Below are 17,553 nucleotides of genomic sequence, written 5' to 3'. Positions count from 1 at the left end.
GGGAATCGGCTTCGCTGTTTGAGGTCGCCGGGCGCGGCGAGGCTGCGTTCGGACGCGACGTCCACGGGCGGCGCCGTTGGAGCCTTGCTGGTGCGATAGGTTCCTGCGGGTGGGTATAGAATCACGCCCCCTTTCGGCCGATCGAGCGCAACGCCATGTTCCTTTCTCCCTTCTTCACCCAGGACGCGGATCGCGTCCGTATCTCCGCCGCTCAGGGCAGTGCCTTCGCCAAGGACGTCGCGGGCGACTTCAATCCGATCCACGACGCCGGCAATCCGCGCTTCTGCGTGCCCGGCGATCTGCTGTTCGCCATCGCCCTGAGCCGGTTCGGCGTCGCGCGCAAGATGGCGTTTCGTTTCACCGGCATGGTGGGCGCGGACGCGCCCCTGACCTTCGCCGAGATCGAGGGCGGCGTCTTGGTCGCGGATGCCTCAGGCAAATCCTGTATGGAGATCGGGTCGAGCGGCGAGGTGACCCGCGATGGGGCCTTCACCGAGTCCCTGGTGCGGCGCTACGTGGCCTTTTCGGGCCACAACTTTCCCCATATCCTGGTGCCGCTGATGGAGGCGCGGGGCGTGATGATCAATACCGATCGTCCGCTGGTGATCTACGAGCGCATGTCCTTCGAGTTGGATCGGCTGGATGCGACCGATCTGGATCTGTCGCTGGTCGGCAGCGGCTTGGAGGTGAATGGCCGCCGTGGCGAGGCGCGGCTGGAATTCCAGGTGAGCAGCGCCGACGAGCCGATCGGCCGGGGCGCCAAGACCCTGATCCTGAGCGGTCTGCGCGACCTGGATCGGGATCTGCTGCAAGGACTGGTCGATCGCTATGCCGGCTGGAAGGCGGCCTATCTGTCCCGACCTGATATGAAGGTCTCCTCACATCCTTGACCAAATCCCTCTTCCTGTGATTTCAGGAGTAGCCCCCCGTGGAGATAGTCTCTAACGGTGCGGCCTGTAGGGCGCGACGAAGAAGAGGATCGCCAGGCCGATCAGCGACACCAGGGCCAGTCCCGAGGCGATGCGATGGATCAGGCGCCAGCCCGGATTGGATGTGCGGGTGATTTGGAAGTCCTCGACATAGACGGTCTCGCAGGCGCCGTTGCCGCTGTCGTCGCGGCGGGTGCTGGTCCCGCGGCTGAAACCGCCGGCGTGCGAGTAGCTGACCAGCTTGCCGCTGAAATGGATCTGATCGCCGATCTCGGCCGACTTGATCGCACGGTAGAGATAGGGGCTGTGGGTCAGCAGATGGTTGTTGGAGAGCTGGTTCGGGGCGAATGCGCCTGCGGCGACCGGGTCTCGGGTGGAGACCCAGCAGGTCCAAGTGGTGTTCTTGTAGTCCATGCCGCGAAAGGCGCCGCTCGAGACGTTGTCGCCCCAGACCACGCAGAGATCGCGGATGTTGATGAAGTCCTTCCAGTCCTTGAAGTGATAGATGTCCCAGAAGACGTCGCTGTCGTGCAGGCTGACGACCACGCCGTCGAGCGCGTAGTCGAACAGTGGATCGATGCGATATGCGACCCCCTCGGCCTCGATCTGGAAGGGCTCGGTCGCGGTCGGCGTTTGACGGGGGTCGGTCAGCCGCGGCTGATCGTAGAAATCCGCCGGAGGAAACTGTCCCTTCTTCCAGCCGCTCCAGAGCAGGAGTCCGATGCTCGACAGGAAGACGAGCAGCAGGAGCTGGTTGACCAGCCGGTAGGGAAAGCCGTGGGTTTGCGTTCGGCTGATAGGGATCTGGCGCGCGGATGCGGTTTCACGGCCTCTGGCGTGATCGAATTTGGCGAAGGCGATGCCGCAGGCCCGACAGATCTCGCCGGACGGTTGCAGCTCGTCGCAGCTCGGGCAACGCATATCGGTTGCATCCATGCCGAAGTCGCCGGGCTGATCGAAGACGGCCGCCGCGGTCGGCGGTGTCTCCCTGACCTCCTCGCGAATCAGGCAGTCGATTCCCGCGCCTTCGAACCGCTGCTGCGCGGCCTTGGCCTGCTCCAGGGTAAACGATCCCTCGAGTCGGTGTGGGCGTCCGTCGAGCGTGGTATCGGCGCGCGGAAGCGTCAGACGGAGCAGCTCGGCGAGTGCCGCGACGGCCTCATGACGTGGAGTACCTGGATGGGTTTCTCCCGACAGCGTGAGTGAATAGCGTTTCATGAGCCATGTTCCTCTCCTGGCCTCGCCTAGGTACATGGTACAGGCTCGCTGCGGCCGCGCCATCGGATCGGTCACGGGTGCGTAATACACTGAACGTCAGCGTTCAATTAAGGGAATTTCCCTATAATCCGCACCCAAGACTTCTTTTCAATCCATTGTTTTTTCTGTTTCGTCATCGGCTGCACGGCCGCTGGCGGTATCCATCCATCCTCACAAGCGAATTCAAGGTCTGACGGATATGCCGTTCTTCCGCCACCCCCGCAGCCCCATCCCTTTTCTCGTAATCCTGTGTCTCTTCGTCACCCGGCCGGCACTGGCCGATGGGGGTCCGTTGCAGACCTCTGCCGACATTAGCTGGGTGGTGATCGCCGCCGCTCTGGTGTTCTTCATGCAGGCGGGCTTCGCCCTGCTCGAGAACGGAATGGCCCGTTCGAAGAACGCGATCAACGTCATCATGAAGAATTACGCCGACATGAGCTTCGGGGCGCTCGCCTTCTGGCTGGTCGGATTCGGCGTCATGTTCGGCGCGAACCCAAGCGGCTGGCTGGGAACCGATCATTTCGCGACCGGCGTTCACGACGGGCGCGATGCCGCCTTTCTGCTCTTCCAGATCATGTTCGCGGCCACCGCGGCCACCATCGTGTCCGGTGCCGTCGCCGAGCGCATGCGGTTCCTGCCCTATGTGCTCGTCTCCATTCTCATCACGACGCTGATCTATTCGGTCTTCGGGTCCTGGGCCTGGGGCGGGTGGTTCGGTGGAGAGGGATGGCTCGCGAGGATGGGATTCGTGGACTTCGCCGGATCGACCGTGGTGCACTCGGTCGGCGCCTGGTGCGCGCTCGCCGCCGTCATCGTCATCGGCCCACGGCTGGGCCGGTTCAGCAGCTCGGGTGCCGCGCGCGAGATCCCGGGGCACAATCTCCCCAACGTCGCGCTCGGCGCCTTCATCCTCTGGCTCGGCTGGTTCGGATTCAATGCGGGAAGCACGCTGACGGCGAGTCCCGACATCGGGCCGATCGCCCTCAATACCCACATGGCCGCCGCATCCGCCTTCGTCGGCGCCCTGATCTTCCAGAGCCTCACCCGCCGCACGACCGTCATGACCACCACGGTGAACGCCGCGATCGGTGGGCTCGTCGCCATCACGGCCGGCTGCGCCTCGATCGATCTGCCGTTCGCCGTGCTCACCGGGTTCGTCGCCGGGATCCTGGTCTGTCTGGGACAGGATCTCATGGCTCGCTTGAGGCTGGACGACGTGGTCGGCGCCATTCCGGTGCACGGCTTCTGCGGGGTCTGGGGCACGCTCGCCGCAGGGCTGTTCCATCGCGACGGCCTCTTCGATCCGGATCGCATCCTGATTCAGCTGATTGGCATCTGGGTTTGCTTCGTCTGGACCTTCGGAATCTCATTCATCCTCTTCTGGGTGATGGATCGCCTGATCGGGCTGCGGGCCGACAGCCTGCACGAGCAGCGCGGTCTCGACATCACCGAGCATTACGAGGTCGGGTATCCGGAGTTCCACAGCGATCTGACCCACCGCGGGAAATCCTGAGCGCACAGCCATGGCAAACACCATGTCCGCCACCCAGCGGCGAGAGGCCGTTCGTCTCGCGCTCTCCGAAGCCTTGGAACCAGAGGATGCCCGATCGGCGCTTCGGCTCTGGGATTCGGGGTTCGCCGACAGCCCATCGATCAACATCATCGCCTTCGTCGCGGAGACGGCCGGTCTGATCGATCTGTCGACGAAACAGCGTCACGATCTCAGGCGAGCCCTGTATCATTTTCTGCTGAAATCGGGAACCCAAGCGGATTCCTCCTCGGTGTCCGATCCGGTGCCGCCGGCGGCACCGGATCGGGAACCCGAGACTCCGGCGCCGACTCAGACACGTCCAAGCTGGGTGGTATTCGTCTGCATGGTGACGAATATCCTGGCCGGGGTGCACATGGAAGGGTCCGATGCCATGCAGGAGTTCAGTCACTCGCTGAGGCAAAGGAAGAAGAAGGTCCGCGTCTCGGAGCCGCTTGACAGGGCCTTCGTGGCCTGGTCGGCGGGGCAGGTCCGGATCGAAGCGCTCGAGACGGCGACGGATGCGGATCTCGCGCGCCTCTTCCACGCGGTCTATGTGGCGACGGCGGAGGCCATCGGTCCGGTCGAGGCCGATCGGTTACTGACCCGGTGCATCAACGAGGCGGAATCTCTGCCCGAGGCAAGGCTGTATCCGCCGAGGAATTTCCTCTGAGCCTCGGATGGCTCGGGATACAGGGGCGAATCGCTTCAGGCCGGCCGCTCTCGTTCGGGTAAGATCGGGACTTCCTAGAGCTCGGATGTCTTGATCCCCCATTCAGGTCGTCCCGCCGACGAGTACCTCATGCCCGATCCGATCCGTATCGCCTGTTTTTTCTCCACCTCCGGCCACAGCGGAGTCGACCGCGCGGCCCGCCATCTGATCCCGGCGCTGGCTCGGCGCGGCTACCGGGTCGATCTGCTCAAGGTGCGCCGGCATGGTCCGGAACTGGTCGATACCCCAGACGGAGTGCGCGTGATCGATCTGGGTTCGCGTCACACCTTGGCCTGTCTGCCCGCGGTTGCGCGCTATCTCAGACGCTATCGGCCCGCGGCCATGCTTTCGGACAAGGATCGGGTGAACCGGGTCGCGCTCTTCGCCCGTCTGCTGGCTCGGGCGCCGACGCGTCTGGTGCTGCGCTCGGGCACCACCATCTCGATCGACCTGGCCAGCCGCGGCGCCTTCGAGCGCTGGGTCCAGCGCCGTTCGATGGGGCATCTCTATCCGTTCGCGGATCAGGTCATCGTCGCCAGCCAGGGTGTGGCGGACGACATGGCCGACTACACGGGGCTGGCGCGATCCCATATCCGGGTGGTGCCGCCCCCCGTCGTTCCGGCGGCGCTGTTCGAGACCGCTCAGCCGCTTCCCGATCATCCCTGGTTCGCTCAGCCGGGATCGCCGATCATCCTGAGCGCGGGCGAACTCTGCAGCCGCAAGGACTTCGAGACCCTGCTGCGCGCCTTCGCCCTGCTGCGCGCCCAGCGTCCCTGCCGGCTCATGATCCTCGGCAAGGGGGCCGCGCGCGAGCGGCTCCTGGTCCTGGCCGAGCAGCTCGGGATCGCCCAGGACTTCGATCTGCCCGGCTACGTGTCCAACCCCTATGCCTACATGGCCCATGCGGATCTCTTCGCCTTCACCTCGCGCTGGGAAGGGCTGGGTTTCGTGCTGATCGAGGCGCTTGCGGTCGGCACGCCGGTCGTCTCGACCGACTGTCCGAGCGGTCCGCGCGAGATCCTGGGGCATGGCCGCTATGGCCTCTTGGTGTCCGTCGGTGACGCGGAGGGCCTGGCCGAGGCCATGCGCGCCACCCTGGATGCGCCACTGCCTGCCGATCTGCTGAAAGCTGCGGTTCGTCCCTACGAGATCGAGTCGAGCACGGACATATATCTGGAGGCCATGGGGTTGCCGCCCTTGGCTACCGAGGCCGTGCCGAAATGAAGAACGGGGCCTGAGGCCCCGTTGCGGTGGAGGATGCTCCTGGATCGATGAGGATGATCCAGGAGCCGGTCACCCCATCCTTGGTGTCATGCGCGACGTTCAGGATCCGCCACGTAGGGCATAGGGAATCAGCGGAACCACACAGATGGCGATTGCGAGCCAGAATGCACGACGCTCGTTGCTACGCACGGTTTCTTGGGTCATGTCGTTCACCTCGGTTCGATGGTTGCGGATGGCTGATATGGATGGAGAGGATCGGCGTCGAACGGAAGTACCCGTCCTCAGGCACCTCCCCGCAGTGCATAGGGAATCAGCGGAACCACACAGATGGCGATTGCGAGCCAGAATGCGCGACGCTCGTTACTGCGCACGGTTTCTTGGGTCATGTCGATCACCTCGTTTCTGATATGTGCATATTTGATCGGACAAACCCTGTTCGCTCTTCTGTCACCGAAACAGGGACCAAGTGCTGTCTTCGCTGGCTTCATACTTCTCTGCCCAGTCACTTGTTCCGACCGCCCTCGGTTTCCAAGATAGAACCATTGGCTCAAACGTCAATGAATACCATGTTCAATAGGTGGTCATTTCGCAGTTTTTTACTGCGAAATAGCCGGCGGCGCACCGGCCGACATGCCGATTTGCCGCCGGCTAGTCCCCGGCCATCAGCCGGATGCGCCGAGCCAGATTGTCGAGCGAGGCGGGCGAATGGTCGCGCCAATGGGCGCGGACGAAGGCGTGGAAATAGAGGTAGCGCAGATACTGGGCGATCAGCTCCCGGTCCGGCGGCCTGGTCAGTGCCTCGGACAATCGGGCCGCGAGCTGCTGGCGTTCAGTCACTGGATGGACCAGTCCCTCTCGGACATAAAAGTTGTCGCCGAGCGTCACCACGGGTTTGTCGAAGAGGAGTCCCTCGATCCCGACCGTGGAGTTGACGGTCACGACGCACTCGGCCGCCCGCAGGATTCCCCGCACGTCGCCGCCGCCGATCCAGATCACGTCCGGGAACTCCCGCACGATCGGATCGTAGTCCGTCTTGCCCAGATCCGCCGGATGGAGCTTGACGACCAGCTTCAGGTTCGGCGCGACCGCGCCGATGGCCTCCCTGAGATCCGCGATCGCCTGGTCGAGCCGGTTGCCGTAGATGGGCGAATGCATGGTGAGCTGGCTGTCGCTGCGGACCTGCAGGGGAAAGAAGACGAACCTCTCCGGCAGCGTCGGGATCTCGCGCGGGATCAGACGATTGCCGTCGATATGGTGATCGCGCTCGCGCCAGTCGTGCCAGGCCTGGATCAGATAGGCGAGCGGGGAGGGGCGCACCCGTCCTTCGGGCGGCAGCGTGCGCCGCGGTGCCCGGCCGGCTCGGTAGTCGGCGAGCATCCGCTCGAATTCCCGGATCTGCTCCGGGCCGTAGCTCAGTGAACGGATCTCGTCCAGATCCATCCCGCGACCGATCGAGGCGAAGGCATTGACCCCTTGCGGATCCACCTGAAGGGTGTTGGGCAGATAGCCGTTCTCGGCGAAGATCCGGGGGATGCCGCGCCGGCTCGCCAGCTGATCGGCGATGGCCGCGCTGAGGCCCGATCCGTTCCAGAGAAAGATGCCGGCCGGCTCGTGCCGATCGAGGAAGTCGTCGAGGTCGCGAGCGAGTTGGATCACCTCGGGCGAACGCGCTTCCACCAGGGCACGGTCGCCCGTCTTGCGCAGCCGCGTCAGCAAGGACGCCATGTCCAGCGGCGGTCCAGCGTCCGCGTCCGGTCTGGACCGCCGTCGCGGCTGCGGATCCTGGCCGAGCCGGCGCAGCAGGCTGCGGCTCTTGACCCGAGTCGAGAAGAAGGCCGCTCGATGGTCGGGACCCAGTCGCCGGCCGACCGCCGCGAGAAATTGGACGAGGTTCGGTCCGGGTTCGATGAAGGCGATGGTCTTGTGCGTCATGGATAGCCTCCTCTCAGGCGCGTCGGGCGCGGAGTGGATGCTAACATGTCGACCATTCCGCCTCGGTTCCGCGGCGCATCGCGGATGCCCGAGACCCCATTTCCGACATCAGGCCGCGACACCCGGCGCGATTCGCATGAAATCCATTCTCGTCGTTCGACTCAGCGCCATCGGAGACATCGTCTTCTCCTCCCCCCTGATCGCGGCTCTGAGACGCCGATGGCCGCAAGCGCGCATCTGCTGGCTGGTCCAGCCCGAATGCGCCGCGCTACTCGATCGCCACCCCGACTTGGACGAGGTGATCGTCTGCCCCCTGCGCCGCTGGCAGCAGCTGCTGCGCGAGCGTCGTTTCGGCGAGCTCCGGAACTGCGTCCTGACCCTGCGCGAGAACCTGATCGCGCGCGATTTCGATCTGGCCATCGATCTCCAGGGGCTGCTCAAGAGCGGTCTGCTGACCTGGCTGTCGGGCGCCCGCGAGCGCGTCGGACTCGGTTCGCGCGAGGGCAGCCAGTGGCTCATGACCCGCCGCCTGGATCGCGGCGGCGATCCGGACCGGATCGGGTCCGAATATCTCTATCTGGCCGAGCAGCTCGGGTTGCCCGTCGATGACTTCCGCATGGCGGTCCACTATGGTCCCGCCGAGTCGGCCTTCGCGGAGGCGCTCATCGCGCGCGAGGAGCTCGGCGGCGGCTATGCCGTCTTCTGTCCCTTCACCACCCGGCCTCAGAAGCACTGGTTCGAGGGTCACTGGGCGCGTCTCGCGCCACGCATCCGGGATGCCTTCGGTCTGGTCCCGGTGCTGCTCGGCGGTCCGGCGGACCGCGCGGCCGGGCAGCGCATCGCCGACGAGGCCGAGGAGCATCTGGTCGATCTCACCGGCCAGACCAGTCTCACCGAGGCGGCGGCCGTCATCGACCGGGCCGACCTGCTGGTCGCCGTGGATACCGGGCTCGGTCACATGGGGATCGCCTTCGGTACGCCGAGCCTGCTGCTGTTCGGCTCCACCTGTCCCTATCTGGACACCACCCGGGAGGACGCCAGGGTGCTCTACCATCCGCTGCCCTGTTCGCCCTGCAAGAGACGGCCGACCTGCGAGGGCCGCTTCGATTGCATGCGCGCCATCACCACCGACGAGGTCGTCGAGACCGCCCGGCAGGTGCTGGGGGTGACGGCATGAGGGTGCTGCACGTCGAGGGTGGGCGTCATCTCTACGGCGGTGCCTTCCAGGTGCTGAATCTGCTGCGCGGACTGGCCGCGCGCGGGCACCGGAACCTGCTCGCCTGTCCGCGCGGCTGCCCCCTCGCCGCCGCCGCCGAGCCGTTCGCCCAGGTCATGGGCATGCCCATGCACGGCGACGCCGATCCGCTGATGGCGATGCGCCTGCGGCGTCTGATCCGGGCCCACGAGCCGGACCTGATCCATCTGCACAGCCGGATCGGGGCGGACGTCATGGGCGGGATCGCCGGGCGTCTCGCCGGTGTGCCGGTCATTCACACCCGACGGGTCGACAATCCGGAGCCGCGCTGGCTGGTCGCCCTCAAGTACCGGCTGCACGACCGGGTGATCGCCATCTCGGAGGGGATCGGCCGGGTCCTGGTCGGCGAGGGTCTGCCGCCGGACAAGCTGCGGCTGGCACGCAGCGCGGTCGATTTCGAGAGCTATGCCCATCCCTGCGAGCGGTCCCAGGCCGCCGCGCGGCTCGGGGTCGAGCCGGAGGCCCTGCTGGTCGGCGTGATCGCCCAGCTCATCGAGCGCAAAGGGCATGCCGTCCTGCTCGACGCACTGCCGCCCCTGTTCGACGCCCATCCCGATCTGCGTGTCGTCTTTCTCGGCAAAGGCCCCCTGGCCGGGCCGCTGCGCGAGCGCGTCGAGCGCGAGGGCTGGACCGGCCGGGTCGTCCTGGCCGGTTTCCGCGACGACCTACCGGAGCTGCTGCCCTGTTTCGATCTCATCGTGCATCCGGCCCTCATGGAGGGGCTCGGGGTCTCGTTGCTCCAGGCATCGAGCGCCGGCGTCCCCATCGTCGCGAGCCGGGCCGGCGGCATCCCCGAGGCGGTGCGCGACGGCGAGAATGGTCTGCTGGTGCCGCCGGGCGATCCGCTGGCCCTGCGCCGGGCCATCGCAATCCTCTTGTCCGACCCCGAGCGCCGACGGATCCTCGGCCAGGCGGGACGCGCCCTCATGGTGCGCGAGTTCTCCATCGACGCCATGGTCGAGGCCAATCTCGCGGTCTATCGCGAGCTGGTCTGATGCTGGTCTGATGGAACCCGGAAGTTCCCCGAAACATCAAAGGGACGGTTGGGGCGAGGTACGAGGCCCAACACAGAGCCCTGTCGCTCGGCGCCGGCGGCTCATTCGCCGATCACCGTGACCACCACCCGCCGGTCCGAGCGCGGTCCGTCGAATTCGCAGAGGAAGAGGTTCTGCCAGGTCGAGAGTCCCAGCTGTCCCTCGATCAGGGGGATGGTCTCCGATGGTCCGACCAGCCCGGCCTTGAGATGGGCGTCGCCGTTGCCGTCCTGGCGGTCGTGAAGCCAGACGCCCTTGGGGATCTGCTTGGCGAGAAATGCGATCACGTCCTGCTGAATGCTGTCGTCCCAGTTCTCCTGGATCATGATGGCCGCCGTGGCGCCCTGGGCGTAGACGTTGACGATTCCGTCACGGATGCCGCTGCGACCGATCACGGCCTTCACCTTCTCGGTGATGTCCACCAGCTCCTGGTCGCAATGGGTCGATAGATGGATGCTCTCGCGCATGTCGTCGGTCTCCCGAGGGATCGGCGAGTCTCCCGCCCAATCCCTTTCACGTTCGCCTCTGTTGCAATTGAGGTTTTTACTGATGGGCGACAAGCCGATAGTTGCATGACGCACACCCAAACTGTAGTAATATCCCTGCAGATTCTAAGGCCGTCAGGTGCCCAGCGCGCCTGCGCCCCGCCCGACAGCGGACCGTCGCAACCTCCGGAGCGCTCCGGTGCGCCGAGCGTCCCGCGAACGGAAAGAGAGCCAGTCCTCGATGACATATTCGACGCCCACCGCGTCGCTGGCGAACCCCGCTCCGCGGCGTGTCGGCGACCTGGGAAAGAACCTGGACATGAATCCCGCCCTCGCGGCCTGCATCGAGAAGGCCCTGGTCCGCACCTATCCCAAGGGGGCCATCCTGATGAGCGAGGGCGATCCCGGCGGCTTCCTGCTGCTGGTGATGTCCGGGCGCGTCAAGGTCTACAACAGCGACGAGAAGGGCCGGGAACTGGTACTCGACGAGTGCGGCCCCGGCGAGATCCTGGGTGAGATCGCGATGGACGGAGGCACCCGTTGCGCCTCGGTCATGGCCACGGAGACGACGCGCTGCGCCATGCTCACCCACGCGGATCTGAGCGAACGCCTCGCGACCGATCCGGTCCTGGCCATGGAGCTGATCGAACTGCTGATCCAGCGCGCGCGCGCCGCCACCCACAGAGCCAAGGAATTCGCCCTCGCCAACGTCTATCAGCGGGTCGCCCGGCTCCTGGAGTCGCTTGCCCGGCCAGAGGCCGATGGGACCGCCAAGGTCTGCGAGGGGCTCAGCCGCCAGGCCCTCGCCGACCGGGTCGGCGCTTCTCGGGACATGGTCCGCCGGGTCCTCAACACCCTCATCGAGGGCGAATACCTGGAGGTCGAGGGGCGCAGCGTTCGCCTCCTGAAAAAGCTGCCGACGGATTGGTAGGGGAGTCGGATAGGTGTCCAGGCCGATCTCCGCAGCCATTCTCGGGATGCTTCCGGTCCATCGGGCGCTCGGAGCCCATTCCGAACGGCGACCCGCGGGACGGTGCGCGACGCGCCGTTGGCTGTCGACGCTGCTGTGCACCGGCCTGCTGCTCCTGGTCGCGGCGGGAGAGGGGACCGCGGCCGATTGCGCCGAATCCACCGCCCGGCTCGTCTCCGCCGAGGGCGCGGTCTCCCGGCGCGAGGGCGCTACGGGTCCCTGGACAGCGGTTTCTCCCGGCGCGGGTCTGTGCGAGGGCGACACCCTGCGCACCGGCCGCAATAGCCGGGCGGCCGTGCGCTTCGTCGCGGCGGACACCCAGATCCGTCTCGATCAGTCGACGACCCTGCGGATCCTCCCGCCCGACAGCGCCTCCAGCGACGGGCACCTGGACCTCATCGAGGGCGCCGCGCGCTTCTTCAGCCGGGTCAAGCGCCGGCTGCACATCGACACCCCTTTCGCCAACGCCCTGGTGGACGGCACCGAGCTGCTGGTGCGCGTGGATCCGGAGCGGACCCGGGTGGACCTCTTCGAGGGCAGCCTGCTGGTCGCCAACGCGCGCGGACAGCTGCGCCTGAGCGCCGGTCAGGGCGCGAGCGCGGGCCGCGGCGAGGCGCCCAGGCTCTATCGCCTGCTCGATCCCAAGGACGCGGTGCAGTGGGCGATCTCCTACGAGCCCATGCTCTCGGCGCTCCTCTGGAGCGGCCGGGGCGCGGGCGAGGAGGCGGCTTCCGAGCGGCTGCGCGAGGCCCGCCGGCGGCTCCTGGACGGAGACGCCGAGGCCGCCTTCGCCGCGCTCGACCGGGTGCCGCCGGCGCGCCGGGACGCCGAGTTCCACAACCTGCGCGCCGCCCTGCTCCTGAGCGTCGGGCGCGCGGACGGGGCGCGCGCCGAGCTCGCCGCCGCCCGCCGGTTCGCGCCCGGCAACCCGGACTCGGACGCGATCGAGTCCGCCATCGCTCTCGGGCTCGACGAGGCCGAGCGGGCGCTGGCCCTGGCGCGGGGCGCGACCGAGTCGGCGCCCGAGCGCCCGCTCCCCTGGCTCGCACTCTCCTATGCCGAACAGGCCCGCTTCGACCTGCCCGAGGCGCGGGCGGCGATGGACCGGGCGCTCGCCGCCGATCCGGGCAACGGCGTGCTGCGCGCCCGGCTCGCCGAGCTGCTGCTGGCCCTGGGCGAGCTCGACGCGGCCCGGGAGGCCGCCGACCTGGCGGCGGACCAGGCCCCGCGGGCGGCCCTGGTCCATCGCGCCCAGGGCTTCGCGGCCCTGCTGCGCATCGATCTCGGGGCCGCGCGGGCGGCCTTCGGGCGCGCGCTCGACCTGGACCCGGCGAACCCCGTGACCCATCTGGGTCTCGGAATCGCCCAGATCCGCTCGGGCCGGCTCGCCGAGGGCCGCGCCCGGATCGAGACCGCGGTCTCGCTCGATCCCTTCCAGTCCCTGCTGCGCACCTATCTCGGCAAGGCCTACCTCGACGAACGGCGCGGCGGACGGGCCGCCACCGCCCTGGAGATCGCCACCGATCTGGATCCCAGGGACCCGACGCCATGGCTGTACCGCGCCATCCAGCTGCGCGCCGACAACCGTCCGGTGGAGGCCCTGGAGGCACTGGAGACCTCCTACGCGCTCAACGACAACCGCGCCCAGTTCCGCACCCCCGGCGCCCTGGAGGCGGACGCGGCCGCGCGCACGGCGGCGATCGGCCAGGTCTACCGCGACCTCGAATTCGATCAGCTGGCCCTGGTCCAGGGCTTCCAGGCCGTCGACGAGGCCCCGGACGACCAGTCCGGACACCGTCTCCTGGCCGACGTCTATTCCGCCCTCCCGCGTCACGAGGAGGCGCGGGTCAGCGAGCTCCTCCAGGCCCAGCTCCTCCAGCCCCTGACCCGCACCCCTGTGCTCCCGCTCCAGGGCGAGACCCGTCTGCTGATCACAGACACACTGGGACCCTCGACCCTGGGGCTCGCCGAGTACGGCCCGCTCTTCGAGCGCGACGGCGCCAGCGCCTGGGTCTCGCTCTGGGGCGGCGGCCGCGACAGCCTGGGGGATCAGATCCTGGCGACCGCGCTGTACGACAAGGCGGCATTCAGTGTCGGCCAGTATCACTTCGAGACCCAGGGGTCGGGCGGGATGCGGCGGCAAAACCAGGACATTCAGGTTGGATTCGCGCAGGTGCAGGTTACGCCGAGACTGGGCGTGCAGGCGGAGTTTCGGAATACGGATGGGGATGAGGGGCCTTATCTTGACGAGACGGGCACCGATACACGGGAGCACATCCGCAGCCAGAGCGCTCGACTGGGTTTGACCTACAGATGGTCGCCCAGGTCGGTGCTGATGGCTTCCTATATCCATCGACGCTACGACACGGACCAAAACACCAGCGGAATTGCCGACCCCGCAGACCCCTTGAGCATCGCGATGGTTTCAGGAACAGGTTCGGATGATGGTTCGAGCGCTGAGTTGCGCCAGGATTGGCGCTCCGAGGGGATGCGGTTATCGCTCGGAGCAAGCCGATTCGATTATGCCATCGATCTCGATCTGGACTACCTTGGGATCTTTGGTCCGGAGGAGTCACGCATTCGAACCAATATCGTCTCTGACTATCGCATCGACAATACGCTCAACTCGCTGTGGCTCTATAGCACCTGGCGTCCGCTTCCTCGACTGGATCTTACACTAGGCTTGAGCTGGGACCAGATGGATTGGGACGAAAATCGCTTAGACCGGAGCCAAGTGGAACTGTTGATCCCCGGGCTGGGCTGGGTCGAACTACCGAGCGATAGCTCTCAGACCACAGGGTTTGGGGCCTCCATTGAGCAGCTCAATCCCAAAGTCGGCCTCACTTGGCGCCCCTTTTCTGAGACAACTGTTCGTGCGGCGGCCTTCCGGACTCTGCGCGGTCCCGATACGCTGAGACAGACGATCCAACCAACCCAGGTTGCAGGCTTCAATCAGCTTTTTGATGGGAGTCTCGGCGAAAGTTCATGGCGTTACGGTTTTGGCATCGATCAAAGTCTCTCCGCGCGTCTATCCGTGGGTGTCGAGGCATCGCGACGAGACGTATTGGTACCCAAGCTAGAGCCTGGCGGAGCGGATTTTTTGGAAAAAAGGCATGAGCGCTTCGTACGCGCCTACGCGGCTTTAACTCCTTCGGAACGGCTTGCCCTGCTGTTCGAGTATTTCTATGAAGAGAATATCCTGCGCATCCAAGATAATACAGAGGATAGTACCCACCGGGTACCTCTGACACTGTCCTATTTCGAGCCGAGCGGGATATTTTGTTCGATCCGAGGAACCGGCGTTTGGCAATCCCTCGTACCCGAGGGCGCGGTATATCGGGCCAGCAACTCATTCTGGACGCTCGATCTCTCGATTGGTTACCGTTTGCCAAGCCGCCGGGGACTCGTAGCACTTTCGATCGACAACCTGTTCGATCGTGAAATCCCATTTGTCGAAACTGATCCCAATCGGCCGCTGTTCGTCGGCGAGCGAATCCTGAGCCTGCGCACGGCGGTTCATTTCTGAAACCGCACGATTCACAATAGACTTGGCGGCTGGATTCGTTCCGGTCGATGTCCCCGTGAGGCAAGAGGAAAGCGCACATGAGCGAGAAGAGAAAACTAGTGGCTTTGGTCTACTTGGACGACGATGGCGAAAAGCTCGACATCGAACGAGTTGTTATGCTGGAAAATCCCGACCAAAACTGGGATGAGGAAAAGAAAGTGCTTGAGCTGTCGGACTATACGGATTCCGGCGTGGACGAGCAGTCGGGGACGACACAGCCTCCAAGCGTTACTTTCAGCAAGGAGGAAGACAGCGCTGCTGTCGACCGCTTTTGCATTATCATCTGCAACGTAGTTGTTTGCTACTAAGAGAGCGCCGATACATCGCGTATCCCGCTTTGGCAAACGATGGATTTACATCTTCCAGCATATGAATAGCTGAAAACTAAGCGAGCCGGAAACCACGTTTTCGACTCACGAGCCGATCGAGTACCCGGAAGGCATTCGATCGGCATCCTCCCAACCGAACGAGGTGGAATCATGAAAAAGAATAACGCACGACTCTTGGCAATCATGCTCCTGGCGGCCGCCGTAGGCCCCGTGTCGGCATCCGTGCCCCCTGCCGAGGGTGCAAGCTGGAACAATCAGACGCTGGATCTCAAGCTGGCTGTCGACACAACCTTCGGCGTGGTCGAAGGCATGGATATGGCTCAACTTCCTGGTGTTGTTGTCGATGAGGAAGATCCCATTTTCGTTAGTTTTTGCACCATTATCTGCAATATTCGCGTTTGCTTTTAGGCTAAAAAGCTGACAGATTTATTTGTCGCTCATTTGCTATGAAAATGGTGCCGATTGGATGCGATTCCGGCTCCAATGAAACCCCGATTCATCGCCTGTCCCATTCGGGCCAAGGATGGCCCTGGATCATCGTGAAAGAAAAAGGGGACAGATTTATTTGTCGCTCATTTGATATGAAGATGGTGCCGATTGGATGCGATTCCGGCATCCAATGAAACGCCAATTCCTCGTCTGTCCCGCTCGGGCCAAGGATGGCTCGGACGCCTCGTTTTTATAGTCGCCCAGACGCCGTGACCTGAAACATGCGCGTCTCTGGGACTACTCGCCGCATCCCCGGATCCAAGCGCCTGTCTAGGACCCTGCTGCTCGGACTCGCCCTGGGTCCGCTCGGCGCCTTGCTGGGGCTCTCGCCCGCCGGGCTCGCGCTCGAGGAGAGCCCGGTCCTCGGCTGGCTGTTCCGGCTGCGCGGTCCGCTTCCGCCGCCGGACGAGGTGGCGCTCGTCGTCGTCGACCGCGCCTCCCAGCACGCCTTCGGGCTGAGCGGCCGGTATCCCGAATGGCCGCGCACTCTCCACGCCCGGCTGGTCGAGCGGCTGCACGCGGCCGGGGCGCGGGTCATCGTCTTCGACATCCTCTTCGCCGGATCCCGCGCGGCGGACCCCGATCTGGCCCGGGCCTTCCGGGACGCCGGGCGCGTGGTCCTGGCACAGGGCATCGAGCGCCACGACCTCCCGCTCGGAGGCCGGGACGCGCCGGTCCTCAAGCAGGAGGTCCTGCGCGATCCCGCCCCGACGCTCGCCGACGCGGCGGCGGCCCTGGCGCCCTTCGTCCTGCCCGCTGGGTCCGAGCGCGTGACCCAGGTCTGGCTCTTCCGCCCGGAGAGCGGGGATGCGCCGACCCTGCCGGCCGCCGCCTTCCAGCTGGGGGCGCTGGACCTCTATCCGGCGCTCCGCGGGCTGCTGACGGGGTTCGACCCGGCCCGGTTCGCCGACCTGCCGGCGGACTCGGCCAGCCTTCTGGAGCCGCCCGGGCTGGTCGAGACCATGCGCCGGCTGCGCGGTGCCCTGGCCTCGAATCCGCCGCTGCATCGCGCCGCGCTGGCCGCCGCCTCCGCGCGAGACGGGCTCTCCGCGGCCGACCGCGCCCGGCTGGCGGCGCTGGTCGACCTCTACGGCGCCGACTACAGCCGCCATCTTAAGTTCTACGGCCCGCCGCAGACGATCGAGCCGCTGTCCTTCGCGCGCGTGCTGACGATGGACGCGGCGGAGCTGGAGCGCTTCCGCGGCCGGACGGTCTTCGTCGGCGTCTCGACCGTGCGCGGATCGGAGCAGCTGGACACCCTCGCTACGACCTATCCGGGGGCGGGATCGGACATCCGCATGAGCGGGGTCGAGATCGCCGCGACCGCCTATGCCAACCTGATGCGCCACGAGTCGGTCCGTCCCCTGGCGCCCGCCGCGCTCCTGGCGCTGCTGCTCGGCTGGGGGCTGCTGACGGGCGGCCTCGCCGGGCTGCTGCCCGCCCGCCGGGCCGTGCCCGTGCTGCTGCTGCTCGCGGGCCTCTATTCGCTCCTGGTCTACGGGCTCTTCGCGCGGGCGGACCTCTGGCTGCCCTGGCTGGTACCGATCGGGGCGCAGGCGCTCCCCGCCCTGATCCTCGGCCTGGCGCTCGGCTGGCGCGAGGAGGCCCGGGGGAGACGGCGCATTACCGCCGCCCTGGCCCGCTATCTGCCGCTGCACGTCGCCGAGGGTCTGGCGGTCGGGATCCATCGCGCCGAGGCCGGCGGCCAGGTTCTGAAGGGGGTCTGCATCGCCACCGACGGCGAGCGCTACACCAGCCTGGCGGAGCGGCTCGCGCCCGGCGATCTGCACGCCCTGCTCAATGCCCACTACGGCGTGGTGTTCGAGCCGATCCGCCGCAGCGGC

General features: G+C 66.1%; 14 protein-coding genes. 11 read left to right on the top strand and 3 right to left on the bottom strand.

The annotated features are described in order from the left end of the window. Nucleotides 1-155 precede the first annotated feature (155 nt). Nucleotides 156-890, top strand: a complete 735-nt coding sequence (locus D779_RS00480; RefSeq protein ID WP_043747847.1) for a DUF3581 family protein — start codon at nt 156-158, stop codon at nt 888-890. Nucleotides 891-941: 51 nt separating this feature from the next. Here D779_RS00480 and D779_RS00475 read toward each other — a convergent pair whose 3' ends face one another. Next, entirely contained in the window at nt 942-2,147 is a 1,206-nt protein-coding gene (locus tag D779_RS00475) for a hypothetical protein (protein ID WP_043747844.1), read from the bottom strand. A gap of 331 nt (nt 2,148-2,478) precedes the next feature. Between D779_RS00475 and D779_RS00470 the strand changes: the two genes are divergently transcribed. The 3 genes from D779_RS00470 (at nt 2,479) to D779_RS00460 (ending at nt 5,650) form a co-directional block, all read left to right on the top strand. Beyond that, nucleotides 2,479-3,699 (top strand): ammonium transporter, encoded by a 1,221-nt coding sequence (locus D779_RS00470; protein ID WP_232424028.1) that lies wholly within the window; start codon nt 2,479-2,481, stop codon nt 3,697-3,699. A gap of 10 nt (nt 3,700-3,709) precedes the next feature. After that, nucleotides 3,710-4,387 (top strand): hypothetical protein, encoded by a 678-nt coding sequence (locus tag D779_RS00465; protein ID WP_157726288.1) that lies wholly within the window; start codon nt 3,710-3,712, stop codon nt 4,385-4,387. 129 nt (nt 4,388-4,516) lie between these two features. Then, the gene (locus tag D779_RS00460; RefSeq protein WP_043747836.1) at nt 4,517-5,650 is read left to right on the top strand and encodes a glycosyltransferase; all 1,134 of its coding nucleotides are present in this window, start codon (nt 4,517-4,519) and stop codon (nt 5,648-5,650) included. A gap of 648 nt (nt 5,651-6,298) precedes the next feature. Here D779_RS00460 and D779_RS00455 read toward each other — a convergent pair. Continuing rightward, nucleotides 6,299-7,582 (bottom strand): capsular polysaccharide export protein, LipB/KpsS family, encoded by a 1,284-nt coding sequence (locus D779_RS00455; RefSeq protein WP_043747833.1) that lies wholly within the window; start codon nt 7,580-7,582, stop codon nt 6,299-6,301. Nucleotides 7,583-7,718: 136 nt separating this feature from the next. Here D779_RS00455 and D779_RS00450 point away from each other — a divergent pair, with 136 nt between their 5' ends. Together D779_RS00450 and D779_RS00445 are read left to right on the top strand one after the other, a co-directional pair. Continuing rightward, entirely contained in the window at nt 7,719-8,759 is a 1,041-nt protein-coding gene (locus D779_RS00450) for a glycosyltransferase family 9 protein (protein WP_043747832.1), read from the top strand. After that, entirely contained in the window at nt 8,756-9,832 is a 1,077-nt protein-coding gene (locus D779_RS00445) for a glycosyltransferase (protein ID WP_043747829.1), read from the top strand. Before D779_RS00450 ends, D779_RS00445 begins: the two co-directional genes overlap by 4 nt. 101 nt (nt 9,833-9,933) lie before the next feature. Here D779_RS00445 and D779_RS00440 read toward each other — a convergent pair whose 3' ends face one another. Then, nucleotides 9,934-10,338 (bottom strand): secondary thiamine-phosphate synthase enzyme YjbQ, encoded by a 405-nt coding sequence (locus tag D779_RS00440; protein WP_043747826.1) that lies wholly within the window; start codon nt 10,336-10,338, stop codon nt 9,934-9,936. A gap of 259 nt (nt 10,339-10,597) precedes the next feature. Here D779_RS00440 and D779_RS00435 point away from each other — a divergent pair, with 259 nt between their 5' ends. From D779_RS00435 to D779_RS00415, 5 genes are all read left to right on the top strand, one after another. After that, a complete protein-coding gene (locus D779_RS00435; RefSeq protein WP_052347627.1) occupies nt 10,598-11,287 on the top strand; it encodes a Crp/Fnr family transcriptional regulator in 690 nt (229 codons plus the stop codon). A 13-nt stretch (nt 11,288-11,300) separates the two neighbouring features. Beyond that, nucleotides 11,301-14,852 (top strand): TonB-dependent receptor domain-containing protein, encoded by a 3,552-nt coding sequence (locus D779_RS00430; protein ID WP_157726287.1) that lies wholly within the window; start codon nt 11,301-11,303, stop codon nt 14,850-14,852. 77 nt (nt 14,853-14,929) lie between these two features. After that, complete coding sequence (locus D779_RS00425; protein ID WP_043747821.1) at nt 14,930-15,199, top strand: hypothetical protein; 270 nt, start codon at nt 14,930-14,932, stop codon at nt 15,197-15,199. Between the two features lie 171 nt (nt 15,200-15,370). Further along, nucleotides 15,371-15,628, top strand: coding sequence for a hypothetical protein (locus tag D779_RS00420; RefSeq protein WP_043747817.1), 258 nt, complete (start codon nt 15,371-15,373; stop codon nt 15,626-15,628). A 302-nt stretch (nt 15,629-15,930) separates the two neighbouring features. Then, nucleotides 15,931-17,553 (top strand): CHASE2 domain-containing protein (locus D779_RS00415; RefSeq protein ID WP_157726286.1); only part of this gene is annotated, 1,623 nt, incomplete at its 3' end.

The sequence above is a fragment of the Imhoffiella purpurea genome, assembly GCF_000585215.1.
GTDB classification, from domain to species: Bacteria; Pseudomonadota; Gammaproteobacteria; order Chromatiales; family Chromatiaceae; genus Imhoffiella; species Imhoffiella purpurea.
The sequence above is the reverse complement of the archived record's forward strand: the minus strand, read 5'-3'. Positions and strand labels throughout refer to the sequence as shown.